Source organism: Psychroserpens sp. NJDZ02 (assembly GCF_004843725.1).
Taxonomy (GTDB): domain Bacteria; phylum Bacteroidota; class Bacteroidia; order Flavobacteriales; family Flavobacteriaceae; genus Olleya.
This window is the reverse complement of record NZ_CP039451.1, coordinates 201,142-216,654: the sequence shown is the minus strand read 5'-3', so window position 1 is coordinate 216,654 and position 15,513 is coordinate 201,142. Positions and strand designations below refer to the sequence as shown.

Annotated in this window: 12 protein-coding genes; 8 read left to right on the top strand and 4 right to left on the bottom strand. The window is 33.4% G+C overall.

The features are described from left to right. Nucleotides 1-29 precede the first annotated feature (29 nt). The 6 genes from E9099_RS01045 (at nucleotide 30) to E9099_RS01020 (ending at nucleotide 7,696) form a co-directional block, all read left to right on the top strand. Nucleotides 30-893, top strand: coding sequence for a hydroxymethylglutaryl-CoA lyase (locus tag E9099_RS01045; RefSeq protein WP_136581899.1), 864 nt, complete (start codon nucleotides 30-32; stop codon nucleotides 891-893). A 213-nt stretch (nucleotides 894-1,106) separates the two neighbouring features. Further along, complete coding sequence (locus E9099_RS01040; protein WP_136581898.1) at nucleotides 1,107-2,315, top strand: DUF4856 domain-containing protein; 1,209 nt, start codon at nucleotides 1,107-1,109, stop codon at nucleotides 2,313-2,315. Nucleotides 2,316-2,401: 86 nt separating this feature from the next. Continuing rightward, nucleotides 2,402-3,499 (top strand): imelysin family protein, encoded by a 1,098-nt coding sequence (locus E9099_RS01035; protein WP_240788929.1) that lies wholly within the window; start codon nucleotides 2,402-2,404, stop codon nucleotides 3,497-3,499. A 59-nt stretch (nucleotides 3,500-3,558) separates the two neighbouring features. After that, entirely contained in the window at nucleotides 3,559-4,923 is a 1,365-nt protein-coding gene (locus E9099_RS01030) for an HTTM domain-containing protein (protein ID WP_136581897.1), read from the top strand. Next, nucleotides 4,904-7,330 carry a TonB-dependent receptor family protein gene (locus E9099_RS01025; protein ID WP_136581896.1) on the top strand — a complete coding sequence of 809 codons (2,427 nt, stop codon included), beginning with the start codon at nucleotides 4,904-4,906 and terminating at the stop codon, nucleotides 7,328-7,330. The genes E9099_RS01030 and E9099_RS01025 overlap by 20 nt, the downstream gene beginning before the upstream one ends. A gap of 117 nt (nucleotides 7,331-7,447) precedes the next feature. Further along, a complete protein-coding gene (locus E9099_RS01020; protein WP_136581895.1) occupies nucleotides 7,448-7,696 on the top strand; it encodes a hypothetical protein in 249 nt (82 codons plus the stop codon). A 70-nt stretch (nucleotides 7,697-7,766) separates the two neighbouring features. Here the strand turns inward: E9099_RS01020 and E9099_RS01015 are convergent, their stop codons facing one another. The 3 genes from E9099_RS01015 to E9099_RS01005 form a co-directional block, all read right to left on the bottom strand. Beyond that, nucleotides 7,767-8,843, bottom strand: a complete 1,077-nt coding sequence (locus tag E9099_RS01015; protein ID WP_136581894.1) for an imelysin family protein — start codon at nucleotides 8,841-8,843, stop codon at nucleotides 7,767-7,769. A gap of 2 nt (nucleotides 8,844-8,845) precedes the next feature. Beyond that, nucleotides 8,846-10,252: a di-heme oxidoredictase family protein gene (locus E9099_RS01010; RefSeq protein WP_136581893.1), complete on the bottom strand. Its 1,407-nt coding sequence runs from the start codon at nucleotides 10,250-10,252 to the stop codon at nucleotides 8,846-8,848. A 75-nt stretch (nucleotides 10,253-10,327) separates the two neighbouring features. Then, nucleotides 10,328-11,545: an imelysin family protein gene (locus E9099_RS01005; RefSeq protein WP_136581892.1), complete on the bottom strand. Its 1,218-nt coding sequence runs from the start codon at nucleotides 11,543-11,545 to the stop codon at nucleotides 10,328-10,330. A gap of 229 nt (nucleotides 11,546-11,774) precedes the next feature. On the opposite strand from E9099_RS01005, the gene guaB reads away from it, so the two are divergent. Continuing rightward, a complete protein-coding gene (gene guaB, locus E9099_RS01000; RefSeq protein WP_136581891.1) occupies nucleotides 11,775-13,244 on the top strand; it encodes an IMP dehydrogenase in 1,470 nt (489 codons plus the stop codon). 176 nt (nucleotides 13,245-13,420) lie between these two features. On the opposite strand, the gene E9099_RS00995 is transcribed toward guaB, so the two are convergent. Then, nucleotides 13,421-14,278, bottom strand: coding sequence for a hypothetical protein (locus tag E9099_RS00995; protein WP_136581890.1), 858 nt, complete (start codon nucleotides 14,276-14,278; stop codon nucleotides 13,421-13,423). 796 nt (nucleotides 14,279-15,074) lie between these two features. Here E9099_RS00995 and E9099_RS00990 point away from each other — a divergent pair. Continuing rightward, the gene (locus E9099_RS00990) at nucleotides 15,075-15,509 is read left to right on the top strand and encodes an integrase core domain-containing protein (RefSeq protein ID WP_136581889.1); all 435 of its coding nucleotides are present in this window, start codon (nucleotides 15,075-15,077) and stop codon (nucleotides 15,507-15,509) included. Nucleotides 15,510-15,513 lie beyond the last annotated feature (4 nt).

Below are 15,513 nucleotides of genomic sequence, written 5' to 3'. Positions count from 1 at the left end.
CTACTTTTATACAAGAATTTAAATCACAAATGTCAAATCAGGTTAAAGTTATAGAATGTCCAAGAGATGCCATGCAAGGCATTAAACAGTTTATACCTACAGCACAAAAAATACAATATATCCAATCTATACTTCGTGTGGGGTTTGATACTATTGACTTTGGTAGTTTTGTGTCGCCTAAAGCTATTCCGCAAATGGTGGACACAGCAGAGGTTTTGTCTAAATTGGATTTAAGTCAAACGACTAGTAAGTTATTATCTATTGTAGCAAATTCGCGCGGCGCAGCAGAAGCTTGTACACATCCCGAAATTGACTATTTGGGCTATCCGTTTTCTATCTCAGAAAATTTTCAAATGCGTAATACGCATAAAACGATAGCACAGTCTATAGTGTTACTTCAAGATATTTTAAACCAAGCAGATGCGGCTAATAAAGAAGTCGTGGTCTATATCTCGATGGGCTTTGGTAATCCTTACGGAGACCCTTGGAATGTGGATATCGTTGGAGAGTGGACCGAGCGTTTAAGCAAAATGGGTGTTAAAATCTTATCTTTAAGTGACACAGTAGGGACCTCTAATCCAGAAAATATAGAGTATTTGTTTTCTAATTTAATTCCGCATTATAAGGATATCGAGTTTGGAGCACATTTACACACCACACCAGATACATGGTTTGAAAAAGTAGATGCCGCCTATTTAGCAGGTTGTAAACGTTTTGATGGTGCCATCCAAGGTTTTGGTGGTTGCCCTATGGCTAAAGACGATCTGACAGGTAATATGCCAACCGAGAAAGTATTGTCTTATTTAACAGCTAAAAAGGTTAATAATTTAAATGCTATGTCTTTTGAAAGTGCTTATAATGAAGCTTCTAAAATCTTCAAAGCTTACCATTAATTCTTCTTTTATATTTACTTTCAATTAAATTGAAAGAATTTTAACGCTATATAATCAGCTATATAACAGTCTATTAAATTATTTTTGTTGTTTTTATTTGAATTTAGTCTAAATAAACTTGTGTGCGTTAGTTTTCATTTTTATTTTTGCATCAAAATTACAAGTCTATTTGTAATTGGTCTAAATAATAATAGAAACAAAATAATATATTAAATGAAAAAATTAGCATTCGGATTAGCAGCATTAGCCACTTTAGCTTTAACTTCATGTTCTAGTGACGACGATGGAGGAAATGTAACACCTACAAGTGGTGTAACAGCTCCTGATACTTATACTTTTGAGAGAAGCGGAAACACAAGTGTTAGTTTTAGTGGACAAACAACACGTCTTCAAATGGCACAAGAGATTGTTTCAGGTCTAGTAAATACAGCTAATACAGAAGCAACTTTAGAGGCTATGTTTGCTCATGAAGAAGGTGCAAACGATTTTTCTGATGCCGATTTAAATGCTTCAGATAAAAGTGTAAAAAGTAAAGTAGCCGCATCTACAGATTTTTTCTCTGCAAATACAACAGATGCAGGAAGTATCAAAGCTACGTTTGATGGGTATATCTCAAGTCAAGTGACTGAGGTGTTTCCAAATTGGGCAACTATTGCTACTGCAGGTTTCGCTGGGCAATTACAACAAGCAGGAGGTGGATCTACACGCTATATCAATGCCAAAGGATTAGAATATAATCAAGCCTTTGCAAAAAGTTTAATTGGTGCGTTAATGACAGACCAAATTTTAAATAACTATTTAAGTACAGCTGTTTTAGACGCTGCCGATAATGTCGCAAATAACGATGCTGATGTTTTAGATGGTGATAGCAATTATACAACAATGGAACATAAGTGGGATGAAGCTTATGGTTATTTATACGGTAGCGAATTAAACCCTGCAGTACCTGTATTAGAAGCGGATAAATTTTTAAATGAATATTTATCTAAAGTAAATGATGATGCTGATTTTTCTGGTATTGCTTTAGACGTTTACAATGCTTTTAAATTAGGTCGTGCTGCAATTGTAGCTAAAGATTACGATTTACGTGACGAGCAAGTTGCTATTATTAGAAGTAAAATTTCTATGGTTTTAGCTGTTAGAGGAATTTACTACTTACAACAAAGTAAAAACAATTTAGAGACAGATAAAGCATCAGCGTTTCATGCATTGTCAGAAGCTTATGGATTTATTTATAGCTTACAATTTACAAGAAAACCTGGTACAACGGAGCCTTACTTTACAAAAACTGAAGTAGAAGCATTAACAAGTCAGTTAATGGTAGGTAATGGTTTTTGGGATATTACTCCTGAAACTATAGATTTAATCTCAGATACAATATCTGCAGAATTTGACTTTACAACAGCCCAAGCTGGAAGTTAATAACTAATTACATTTAAAATAGTAGTCATTTTTTATAAATGGCTACTATTTCTTATTTTTGCAAATTGAAAAGAAAATTATTGATTATGAAAAAGTTAATTTACATTTTTGCGGTATTTGTACTAGTAGCAGCATGTACAGAATCTGATGATTCTAATGATAATGGTGTTGTAGATAATTATAATAGAGCTGCCATGCAAACCAACTTAGCAGATAATATTATAATACCAAGTTTTCAAAACTTAAAAGCCTCTTTAGAAATTTTATCTGACGCTAACTCAATTTTTGTTGCTAGTCCAGATCAGGTTAATTTAGATAATTTGAGAACAGCTTGGTTAGAGGCTTATAAAAAATGGCAATTAGTAGAACCTTTTGATATCGGTCAAGCCGAAGTTATAAGCTATCGTTTCCAAATGAATGTATTTCCTACAGATGTAGTTAATATTGAAAGCAATATTGAAAACGGAAACTATGACTTAGCGCATAGCAATAATAATGATGCAGTTGGGTTTCCTGCATTAGATTATATGCTTTATGGTTTAGCAGACTCTGACACAGAGCTATTAAACAAATATCAAGATGTAAAATACATAACGTATTTAACAGATTTGATTGAAGCTATGCAAACACTTACCGACTCTGTGCTTACAGATTGGACAACAAATTACAGATCAACATTTATAAGCAGTACATCAAATACTGATACTAGTGCTACTAATATGTTTATAAATGATTTTATGATTTATTTTGAAAGAATACTTCGATCTAATAAAATAGGTACACCATCAGGAGTTTTCGCTTCAAGTGTTTTACCAAATAATGCAGAAGCAATTTTTAATGGAGAATCATCAAGAGAGCTTGCTATTATAGCTTTAAATAATATACAAAATATTTTTAATGGTAGAGCAGCTAGTACATCTCCAATAGGTGAAGGATTTTATTCTTATTTAGTGGAGTTAGATAGAACAGATTTAGCAACACTTATTAATAGTAGAATTGATGATGCCAGAGCTAAGCTTGAAGTTTTAAATGTAGATATTAAAACTCAAGTTGAAACTGATTTTTTAAAAGTGAGAGAAGCATATGATGCCTTACAGTTAGTTAATATTTCATTTAAGGTAGATATGTTTGCTGCTTTTCAAGTACGCGTAGATCCACTTTATAATGATAATGATGGTGATTAATACTATATAACACAAATTTATCAAAGGTTGATTGTAATAAATCAACCTTTTTTTGTAAAATGAATTTTAGCTTAAAAACATATCTAAATAAAACTACGGATGCAGCTACTTTAGCAGTGTTCAGGATTGGCTTTGGAATAATGATGTGTTACGGCATGCTTCGTTATTGGTTAAAAGGATGGATTGAAACGGTATATATTCAACCAAAATTTCATTTCAAATATTATGGTTTTGAGTGGGTTCAAGTTTTAGGTAATTACACTTATTTATTATTTTTAATATGTGGTCTATCTGCCATTTTCGTGGCTATAGGTTATAAATACAGATTAGCGATAATAACTTTTTTCCTCAGCTTTACTTATATAGAGTTGATGGATAAAACGGTATATTTAAATCATTACTATTTTATAAGCATACTTAGCTTTTTAATGATTTTTTTACCTGCTAATGCTTACTTTTCTTTAGATAATTTTAAATCTAAAATAGCTTTTAATACAATCCCTAAATGGTGTGTTGATAGTATTAAGTTATTATTAGGTATCGTCTATTTTTATGCAGGATTGGCTAAAATAAATAGCGATTGGTTGCTTAGGGCACAACCACTAAAAATATGGTTACCCTCTAAATACGATTTACCTTTAATTGGCGACACATTAATGCAACAAGAGTGGTTTCATTATGCGATGAGCTGGTCTGGGATGCTGTATGATTTGTTAATTCCGTTTTTCTTGCTTTACAAAAAGACACGTATTCCAGCTTTTATACTCGTTGTTTTCTTCCATGTGTTTACACGTATTTTGTTTCCTATTGGGATGTTTCCGTTTGTTATGATTGTTAGTGCGTTAATATTTTTTGAGGCACCATTTCATCATAAAATAATAAATAAAATCAAGCGGTTGCTAGGCTCTATTTCCGCGAAAGCGACCCCTATAAATTATAAAACGAATTATAAAGTAAGGTATCGCAAATTTGTACTACCAATACTAGGCGTGTTTTTTGTGTTACAACTAGTACTCCCATTTAGATACCTATTATATCCAGGCGAGTTATTTTGGACGGAAGAGGGGTATCGTTTGTCATGGCGTGTGATGTTGATGGAAAAAATGGGAAACAGCACGTTTAAAATTAAAGATGAAAAAGGGAAGGCCTTTTTGGTTAATAACTCGGACTTTTTAACGTCTTTGCAGGAGAAGCAAATGAGCGCTCAGCCAGATTTTATATTAGAATATGCACATTATTTAGGAGATCATTTTACAAAACAAGGCCATAAAGGTGTGCAGGTGTATGTCAAAAGTTACGTAGCTTTAAATGGGCGATTAAGTCAATTATTTATTGATGATAACGTAAATTTGTACCAAGAAAAAGAATCGTTTAAACATAAACATTGGATTTTACCATTTACAGATGAAATTAAAGGACTATAACCTATTACTATTATTGATGTTATCTGCGTTTAGCATGTTAGCACAACAGCAAATTACGGGTACTATTATAAACCAACAAGGAGAAACCTTGAGGGATGTTGGCGTGTACGATAAAACCTCTGGCTTATTAACGAAGTCTGATACTAATGGTTTTTTTACATTGGAAACAGACAAAGAGACTTTAGTGTTGACTTTTTTCAATTACGAATACCAAGTATTGGAGCAAACAATTAATACAAGCACACAACAGGATATAAAGATTACATTATCGCCTTTAGCCGAAACCACACTGTCTGAAGTCGAAATTACGGTTAGAAAAGCAAAATTATTTAGTTTAAAACAACTTGACGATGTGGAAGAGACTGCTATTTATGCAGGAAAAAAGACAGAAGTGGTGTTAGTAGACCAATCTATGGCTAATCTAGGAGCCAATAACGCAAGACAATTATACAGTCAAGTCGCAGGATTAAATATTTACCAGAATGATGATGCAGGATTGCAGTTAAATATTGGTGGTCGTGGTTTGGATCCTAACAGAACTGCTAATTTTAATACGCGTCAAAATGGTTATGATATTAGTGCGGATGTGTTAGGTTATCCAGAGAGTTATTACACACCAACAGCAGAAGCTTTACAAGAAATACAAATTGTAAGAGGAGCTGCATCTTTACAATATGGGACACAATTTGGAGGTTTGGTTAATTTTAAAATGAAAACACCAAATACCGAAAAAGAATTAGAGGTAATTACCAGAAATACAGTAGGAAGTAATGGCTTATATACCAACTTTACTAGTGCGAGTGGTACTAAAGGGAAATTTAGCTATTATACGTTTTTTAATTACAAAAAAGGAGATGGGTTTAGGGACAATTCAAATTTTGAATCTAAGAATTTTTATGCGCATTTAGGGTATCAGTTTAATGAGGATACAAAGTTGGAAGGTGAAGTAACGTATTTAAGGTATTTGGCGAAACAAGGAGGTGGACTAAACGATGCTATGTTTGAAGAGGATCCATATCAAAGTAATCGTGCACGTAACTGGTTTCAAGTAGATTGGTTACTGTATAATTTAAAACTGTCCCATCAATTTTCTGAAAATACCAATTTTACTTTTAATGCGTTTGGATTAAATGCTTCAAGAGATGCGTTGGGGTACAGATCTAATCGTGTGGATCAAGGCGATAGTAATGGTGTCAGAGATTTAATTAAAGGCGAATTTGATAATTTTGGTTTTGAAACTAGGGTATTAACTAATTATACTTTGTTTGATAAAAAATCTATAGGATTATTAGGTGCTAAGTTTTATAAAGCGGAAAATACTTCAGAACAAGGTCCAGGGAGTGATGGGACTGATCCCAACTTTGATTTTCAGTATGATACATTTCCTAATTATAGTAATCAATCTAGTTTTACTTATCCTAACTTAAACGTGGCTATTTTTGGAGAAAATATTGTGTATCTAAATGATAAACTATCTATTACGCCTGGTTTTAGATTTGAATATATTAATACCCAAAGTGATGGTTTTTACAGACAAATCAATACTGATGGAGCAGGTAATGTCATTTTAAACGAATATAATGAAGATGACTTAACTAGAGAGCGCTCATTTGTCCTTCTTGGTTTAGGTACAAGTTATAAATCAAGTAATAGTTTTGAGGTCTACGGAAACCTATCTCAAAACTACAGGTCAGTTACTTTTTCTGATATCAGCATAAATAATCCAGCGTTTATAATTAGTCCAGATATTGATGACGAAAGTGGGTTTACTGTAGATGGTGGAATAAGAGGTAAACTCTCTAATAAAATATCTTATGACGTAAGTGGATTTAGTTTATTTTATAATGATAGAATCGGTTTTATACAACGTGTTTTAGAAGATACAAGTATTAAAACTGAAAGAGGAAATGTTGGAGATGCTATGATGTATGGTATTGAGAGTTTAGTAGAATTTAATTTAGAAAGTCTACTGCTTAAAAACGAAGATTATATTTTTAATTATTATGTTAACTTTTCATACGTAGATTCAGAGTACACAAAGTCTGACGAAGTGGGAGTAGAGGGTAATAAGGTAGAGTTTATACCAAACTATAATTTTAAAACTGGCGTTAGATTGGGATACAAAGATTTTTTGTCTAACATACAATACACGTACTTGTCGTCTCAATTTACAGATTCTTCAAATGCAATCGAAGGTAATTTAAGTGGTGTTATTGGAGAAATACCAGCTTATGATGTATTAGATGTGTCTATGTCTTATAAATACAAACAATTTAAGCTAGAAGCAGGAGTCAATAATCTTTTGGATACGGCTTATTTTACAAGACGTGCTACTGGATATCCTGGACCAGGAATTATTCCATCCGCTAACCGAAACTTTTATGCGACGTTAGAAGTTAAGTTTTAGTTTTTTAATCTATTTTAAAACAGTCTAAATACAAACTGTTGTTTATCAGTTGTTTTGACTCGGTTTTAGTTTATTGTTTTCTTATATTAGAGTTGTATTAACGTAAAAAAAGAAATTATGTCGATTAGAATAGGAAATAGTTGTGTGAATTGTGAAAACTTAACTGAAAATGAAGTGTGTAAAGTACACGCCGTAAAAGTCAGTGATAATTATACTTGTGATAGTTTTGAAATGCTAGCCGCTTTAAAAAATGATCCTAATTGCGGTACTTGTGCGCGTTATGAGTCTGCAAATTGTGCGAATCCACAAAAAGCAGCACCAAATATGCTATGCTCGCAATGGGCGCCACAAAATGCCCAAGCTTAATTTATATAAAGAGTAATTATTTTATAACTTAGATAGAAAAAGACCACTTAAAAGTGGTCTTTTTTTTTATTTAATCTCCATCATTATCTGTAGAGGTAATAATTATAGAGAGTATACTTCTAACATCTACACTAAACAAAACGCCTAAAGCATCTAATTCCGTATGTAAGTGTTCCACTTGATCGGGATGAGAGGTTATAGCATCAAAAAGCGGTACAGGTATAGCATCAATAGCGGTACGTACGTCTTCTATTTTATTTTGAATAGCTGTGTTTAAATCATTATTTTTAATAATATGAAAAACATAGTCGGCAATACCAACGCCCTCGGTATTAAAATAGACAGCTTTAACACTAGTCATGTTTTCTTTTAAAATAGCCAACGATAGGCTACTAAAATAAGCTTGCGTCTCGTCTGGATTGGTGGCCTGAGAGTTTTCTAAACCAGCAGGTTTTCCTATTTTAGTTATTTTGGCGGTATCGATAAGGTTGTACACCCCATTAAATAAGATATTAAAAGACGCTCTTATTCCTGTGTCGTTATTAGTAATAAATGTATTGGCGTAATGTTCGGGGGCATTCCAAATACCTTGCAGTCTTTCGGCTTGAGCCTGAAATTCTGACGCTGTAAATTTTAAATAATTTTGTCTTTTTACCGAATTTGTAAATTGTGAATTTAATGTCGTGGCGTCATTTTCAAATAGTAAATACTCTAAGCCCGATAGTGTTTTTATTTGTGGACTTAAAGTGGCCATCAATTCTGCAGTAATGGCATCATTATTTGTGATTACGTTTTCTAAAGCACTAGGTAGTGTAGGCCAGTTATATAATGCTAAGTGCATAAATTGATCTCTGATACTACCAATATTGAAGGCATATACCTTAGCATATGCTTTAGCCGTTACTTTCCATTGGTTTTGGGCCAAGATAAGGTCTGTTTCTGTATAGGTCGTTAGATAGGTTTGTATGGCTGAATTTAGAGTCGTGCTTTCTGTAACAAAAGTGTCTACGTTAGGTAGTATTTGTTGGGTAGTGATATCGTTTAAAAGCGCCATGACATTAAATGCTGGTTCTTCTTGCTGATCATCATCACTATTACAGCTAAAAATAAGTAATAGAATAATTAATACTTTGGCTTTTTTTATCATAATTATAAGGAATTTACAAAAGCGATCAACTGTTGACGCTTTTCAGCATTTAGATTTTTAAAGTTTTGTTTACTAGTTTCGGCTTCTCCACCATGCCATAAAATAGCTTCTTCAATAGTTCTAGCACGACCGTCGTGTAAGAGATTGGTGTGGTTGTTAACTGTCGAGATTAGCCCAATACCCCAAAGTGGTTGCGTACGCCATTCGTTACCATTGGCATTAAAATCTGATCGGTTATCTGCTAAAGCGTCTCCCATATCGTGTAATAAGAAATCTGAATAGGGTTTTATCGTTATATTTTCTAACAATTCACTTTCTGCATCGGTCCCTGTTTTTTGGTTTATGGCATGACAAGCAATACAATTAAGTTGGTTAAAAAGGACTTTTCCTTGTTGTACATCCGCGTCTAAATAATTACGCCGATTTGGTACTGCTAAATGGGCTTGATAAAAAATAACTTTTTCTAGTTGGCTATCCGTAACCTCAGGAGTACCACCATTGGGAGCGTCAAAACAATCTTGTTGAGGGGATGGGCAGTTTTGTTCAGAAAAAATAGAGGTAGTTAATCCCATATCACCATGAAAAGCACCAGCAACTTGTTGTCTTAATGTTGGTGCGTTGGCTTTCCATCCAAATCGGCCTAAAGCGATGGCATTGGTATCATAATTATAAACAAAATTGGCACGTCCTGAAATTCCATCATTATCACTATCGTTGCTATCTTCAAATTTAGTGATTTCAATGTCTGGTAAAGCAGATATCAGCCCCAAACCTATTGTTTGTTGTCCGATTCTAGGCGATGTGTTAACGCCAGTTAAAGCGCCAAATTGTTCATCTTGAAAAGTGTAAATGGGTTTTTGTAGTTGATAGGTACTTCCATCGGCGAAAGTTCCGTTTACGGCTTCATGGGTAATATTTATTTTGGCTTCATAGGCAATACCATTATTGGCTTGATCTTGTAATTGTAAACCATAACCAGGGACAGGAATAGCATCTCCATTAGCATCTTGTCCATTTAGACTAATACGCATTAAAAAACCACTAGAATTGGAACCATTAACTAAAGGGCTACCGCGTCCATCTTTAAAGTGACAACTGGCACAAGCACGGGCATTAAATGTCGGCCCTATACCATCTCTGGCTGTTGTCGAAGCGGGAGCAGAAACCCAAGTTTGATTAAATAACGAGTTTCCAGAAGCAAATACCGCTAGTTGCTGAAATGATAGGCCATCAATTTCAAAACCAAATGCATTACTACTTGTGGAGTTGACCCCTAACACACCAGTTAATAATTCTTCTCCTTCTTCATAGTTGGAAGCGGAGTCGGGTACAGGTTGATAATTGTCATCATCACTACAATTAAATAGGATTAAAAGAAATAAGTAAATTAAGGGTAATTTGTATTTCATAGTGTAATTGTTTTAAATAGAAAAAATCTCGAAACTAAATTCGAGATTTTTTTTAACTTTAAAAAGAGGTGGTATTTATAGACTAATTCCTATAGCATCAGCAGACGCGCTAATTTCGTCAGCCCAATCTTGAAGCGCTTGCACGCTTTGCATGACAATTCCGAAGTTAGAATCTGTAGAGCTTTCTAAAGTTATCAAATAATCAAAAGGTTGTGTGTTATTCCCAATAGCATTCACTTTATCCATTGCATTTTCAGCAGCAGCTTTTAAAGTCGCTGCTTGAGTAGGATTAGCTTGTTTTACTAAATCATAAAACGAAGCGCCAGTAATAGCGTTATAGTCTCCAAAGACAACATTATAAACCCCTTTTGCATTAGCATATATATCACGATGTGTGTTGTCACTAAAACAAGAATGTTCGTCTTCTTGACCTAATCCACCAATACCATCGGTAGAATCTACAGGAGTAAAGATACGTTCATAGCTTAACTCGTTACCAGCAATAAAAAAGGCGCCATTAATTAACTGTGTTAAAGCGATATCGTCGCTTAAATTATCAAAAACAACTCTGTAAGTCCCACCTGGAGACCAAGTCGTTGTTAAAGCATTTAAATCGTTAACTAGTAAATTGGTTGCTGTTTGTAAATACAGAGCGCGTCTGTCTGCATGATCGGCAGTTGTATAATCTGTAAATGCTCTTGTTCCTGGTAAGTCGTCCACTGGCATTGTGTTGTCTTGTCCCCAAAGTAAAAACTCAATAGCGTGCCATCCAGTACTTATAGACTTATCGTTAATATCTTCGTTTAATCCAGTTATAGTTGACTGATCAATAGTAATACTGTCGTCACCTATAATACTGTCGTAATCGTTAGCATAGTCCTCTGTCCCAGCAGCAACATAGTCGATATAACTTTCGTCTATTGGCCAAGCATTCATTTGTCCTTCGGTACCTAATGACCACGCATCAGATTCTGTATCTACAGGTCCATTACATTCTCTAAAAGCTTCGGTTAATCCATAAAACTCTCTAGCGTCTAACCAGGCGGTTTTTGCTAAATCAAAATTAGCTTGGTTTGGAGTTGTTACAAAGGCATTGATCGAAGTTTGCATGTCTACAGCGCTATTGTAGCTGTCTAAATACGTTTGGTATACAATGTTACCATAGTTAGTTGTTACGTCAGTTTTACTGACAACATTAATATTTTCTGTTGTAGCGTCATCATCGTTACCACAAGAAAAAAGTGATAATGTTAGGGCGATTGCAGCGGTTGTTTTTAATACGTTGGTTTTCATTTTATAATTTGTTTTTATTTAGAATGAATAAAAATAGAGCTGCAAATATATTTGTACTAATCATGCAATCCAAGTTATTTAGACTAAATCTTAATAATTAATTTAAGATTGTGTTTATTCGGTTACCAATCAGTTGTTTTAATTGTAGTTATTTTAGATTCTATATCATAAAAAACGGTATTAATAACATAATTATATATATCTTTACGCGCAATTAATTCCAATTGCAATGACAGCACACGAAAATAAAATAGTAGGCGAAGGATTAACTTATGATGACGTCCTTTTAGTTCCTGCTTTCTCAGATGTTCTTCCTCGCGAAGTCAACATTCAATCAAAATTTACACGCAACATTACCATTAACGTACCAATAGTTTCTGCAGCTATGGATACTGTTACAGAAAGTCAAATGGCTATTGCCATGGCTAGAGAAGGGGGGATTGGTGTGTTACATAAAAACATGACTATTGAGCAACAAGCGATTAAAGTACGTAAAGTAAAACGTGCGGAAAGCGGTATGATCATAGATCCTGTTACGTTACCAATGACAGCAGTTGTTGCCGATGCTAATAATGCGATGCGCGAGCATGGTATTGGAGGAATTCCGATTGTAGATGCCGACGGTATGCTTAAAGGGATTGTAACCAACCGTGATTTACGTTTTGAACATGAAAAAAGCAGGCCAATTGTTGAGGTTATGACTAGCGAAAATCTAGTAACAGCACCAGTAGGAACCTCTTTAAAAGCTGCTGAAAAAATATTACAACAACATAAAATTGAAAAGCTTTTAATTGTTGAAGGTAACAAGCTAGAAGGTTTAATTACCTTTAGAGATATTACTAAAGTAACACAGAAGCCCATAGCAAACAAAGATACTTTTGGTCGTTTACGTGTTGCAGCAGCAATAGGAGTTACTGGAGACGCAGTAGCGCGTGCAGAAGCCTTAGTAAGTGCAGGAGTAGATGCTATAGTCATTGATACAGCACACGGACATACTAAAGGTGTGGTAAATGTGTTAAAAGAAATCAAGAAAAAATTCCCGAAATTAGACGTTATTGTTGGTAATATAGCAACAGGAGCAGCAGCTAAGTATTTAGTTGAGGCAGGAGCAGACGCCGTAAAAGTTGGTATTGGACCAGGTTCTATATGTACAACTCGTGTAGTTGCAGGTGTTGGTTTTCCTCAATTTAGTGCCGTGCTAGAAGTCGCAGCAGCAATAAAAGGAAGTGGTGTACCAGTAATTGCAGATGGAGGAATTAGATATACGGGAGATATTCCTAAAGCATTGGCAGCAGGAGCAGATACAGTTATGTTAGGCTCATTACTAGCAGGAACAAAAGAAAGTCCTGGCGAAACCATTATATACGAAGGACGTAAGTTTAAATCGTATAGAGGTATGGGATCTGTGGAAGCGATGAAGCAAGGTAGTAAAGACCGTTACTTCCAAGATGTAGAAGACGATATTAAAAAACTAGTACCAGAAGGTATTGTGGGACGTGTCCCTTATAAAGGTGATTTATATGAAAGTTTACACCAGTTTATAGGTGGATTAAGAGCCGGTATGGGGTATTGTGGTGCAAAAGACGTGGCTACTTTACAAGATACAGGACGCTTTGTTAAAATTACCGCTTCAGGTATTAATGAGAGTCATCCACACGATGTTACTATTACAAAAGAAGCACCAAACTATTCTAGATAATAAGTATTGTTTCTTAAAAGGTTTATATAAAAAAAGCACAACTATTGGTTGTGCTTTTTTTATGTTTCAAAACTATTATAACGGTTTAATTATGGTTAATTAAGCGCAGAGAATTAGAGGTTTTTGGTTTAGCAGTTAATCCTTTCTTTTTTTTAACATGGTTAGTAAATGTAGCGCTAGAGATTCTGCTTTTTTATAAGTTGATTAGGGTATTTTGGTTCTATCCATTTTTTATAAATTAAAAATTCGATTAGAGGTAGACTCATAATAATAAGCAATAAAATTAATTGAGTATAAAGTAACGATTTATATTGTTTGTATAGTAAATCATCAAACCATATCAATAGTTTGTCTTTTATTCCTTGCTCAATATCTTTGTAATCTAAATCCAATAAGAGATCCATTCCAGTACTAAAATCGTCATAAGTCAATTCTTCTTCAATATTAATATTAGCTTTAGCTCCAGTTGCATCAAGCATACCATAGATCACTATTTTGTAAATATCATCTGCATACTTATCAATTAAATAGTTGGCTAATTTGTTTTTATTGTCATCTATAATTGAGTATCCTGAATTATATTCCGACGTTGTTTTTTTTAGAGAGGCTAACAAGACCTTTGAACCTCCTTTAACCACTATTGCTGATATCTGTAAATTAACAATAAATTCATTTTTGCTATTCTCTGATTCAAAAGATAGTTTCAGAACATGATTATAAACACTAGAGACGATAGTCTCTTTTTCTTTATTCATAACTTTATATACACCTGTAATAAAGCCGGTATATCCAAAAACAAACAAAAATCCAACAATAAGTGTTGGTATATATACTTTTACTGCCCAATTGTAATATTTTGGGTTTCTCGTTAAAACTTTTTTCTTATTTAGAATAATAATGTAGAAAATGGATAGAATAAAGCCAAAAAATAAAAAAATAAGTGTTTGAGACGTTAATATCCATGTGTGAGGCATTACAATATCTTTAATAATACTCCAAATTACACTCCATTCTATTGTATCAAAATGCTCCATTCTTTTATCTACTTTATTAATCTGTTTGAACCTAAAATGCTTGAATATTTATTTTATTCGAGAGGTCTTGCGGTTTTATTTTAAATATTTGCTGATTGCCATGTGATACGACATCGGTTTAATAAGTAATATCAACATTTAATTATTTTCGAAGTTAATTTAATTTTTTACAAAGGCAAGTTTTATTGGCGGTTTTAGGCTTGCATTATAGGAGTTGTAGAGTTTACTTAAGTTTTGTAATTACAGAAAAAAAACATCAAACTATTCAATACATTATTTAGTTAAATACAAATAGGACAACTTACTAGTTATGCGTTTTTTTGTTTAATTCAGTATTAAATTTGTGTGTCTAAAATAGTATAACGTTTAGCTATGGTTAGCACGGGAATAGAAAGTCAAAGACTTTCGGTTTGGTAGACTTAGTCAGTTTATATTAAATTTGGAACTAAACACTAATCCATATTAATTATAGCTAATGTAACCATTACAAAAGCCCATAAGACTATAATATTTAAAGCTAATTAAATCTTTTAATAGGCCTTGTTTTTGTTGTTTATTAAGGTTTGCCTTTATTTTGATGCGTTTAAATGGAATTCTAATGTCTTTTAACAACCAGTTGTCTTCAAAAAAATCACGTAGTTATACGTATTGTTAGACTGTTTTATAAATTGTAGCTTGGCTTTTTGAAACTAAAGTTAGAAACTAATCTTTTGAATATCAAGTGTGTCTGCGGGATATGTAGAATGAAAGTTTCATATAACGGGTTACAAAAAGTAATCATTAAAAGCTATAGATTATGAATGAAAATAGAGACAATGCCATCGATGCACTTACCAAGCAGAATATTGCAAATGCCCTTTGGATGCAAGAATATGATGAAAGCAAGATTCCAAAAGAGATATTGGAAAAAATACATAGTGATAAAAGCATTACACAACTTATTCATCATTCGGATAGAGGAATACAGTACTGTAGCAATGTATACACACAAATACTCAAAAGAAAAAAGATAGATATTAGTATGACCGAAGAAAATCATTGTTACGAAAATGCAATGGCAGAACGTGTAAATGGAATTTTAAAAGATGAATTTTATCTCGACCAAACCTTTGATAACGTGAGTCACGCTAAGAGAGCTGCAAAAAATGCAATTAATTTATACAACGAAGTTAGATTACATTTATCTTTAGATTATAAAACACTTAATATGGTATATAAATTATCAGCTTAATTCA

What these genes read in the sequence shown, in the direction of transcription:
- E9099_RS01045 (WP_136581899.1), top strand. Translation starts at nt 30, where the DNA reads ATGTCAAATCAGGTTAAAGTTATAGAATGTCCAAGAGATGCCATGCAA.
- E9099_RS01040 (WP_136581898.1), top strand. Translation starts at nt 1,107, where the DNA reads ATGAAAAAATTAGCATTCGGATTAGCAGCATTAGCCACTTTAGCTTTA.
- E9099_RS01035 (WP_240788929.1), top strand. Translation starts at nt 2,402, where the DNA reads ATGAAAAAGTTAATTTACATTTTTGCGGTATTTGTACTAGTAGCAGCA.
- E9099_RS01030 (WP_136581897.1), top strand. Translation starts at nt 3,559, where the DNA reads ATGAATTTTAGCTTAAAAACATATCTAAATAAAACTACGGATGCAGCT.
- E9099_RS01025 (WP_136581896.1), top strand. Translation starts at nt 4,904, where the DNA reads ATGAAATTAAAGGACTATAACCTATTACTATTATTGATGTTATCTGCG.
- E9099_RS01020 (WP_136581895.1), top strand. Translation starts at nt 7,448, where the DNA reads ATGTCGATTAGAATAGGAAATAGTTGTGTGAATTGTGAAAACTTAACT.
- E9099_RS01015 (WP_136581894.1), bottom strand. Translation starts at nt 8,843, where the DNA reads ATGATAAAAAAAGCCAAAGTATTAATTATTCTATTACTTATTTTTAGC.
- E9099_RS01010 (WP_136581893.1), bottom strand. Translation starts at nt 10,252, where the DNA reads ATGAAATACAAATTACCCTTAATTTACTTATTTCTTTTAATCCTATTT.
- E9099_RS01005 (WP_136581892.1), bottom strand. Translation starts at nt 11,545, where the DNA reads ATGAAAACCAACGTATTAAAAACAACCGCTGCAATCGCCCTAACATTA.
- guaB (WP_136581891.1), top strand. Translation starts at nt 11,775, where the DNA reads ATGACAGCACACGAAAATAAAATAGTAGGCGAAGGATTAACTTATGAT.
- E9099_RS00995 (WP_136581890.1), bottom strand. Translation starts at nt 14,278, where the DNA reads ATGGAGCATTTTGATACAATAGAATGGAGTGTAATTTGGAGTATTATT.
- E9099_RS00990 (WP_136581889.1), top strand. Translation starts at nt 15,075, where the DNA reads ATGAATGAAAATAGAGACAATGCCATCGATGCACTTACCAAGCAGAAT.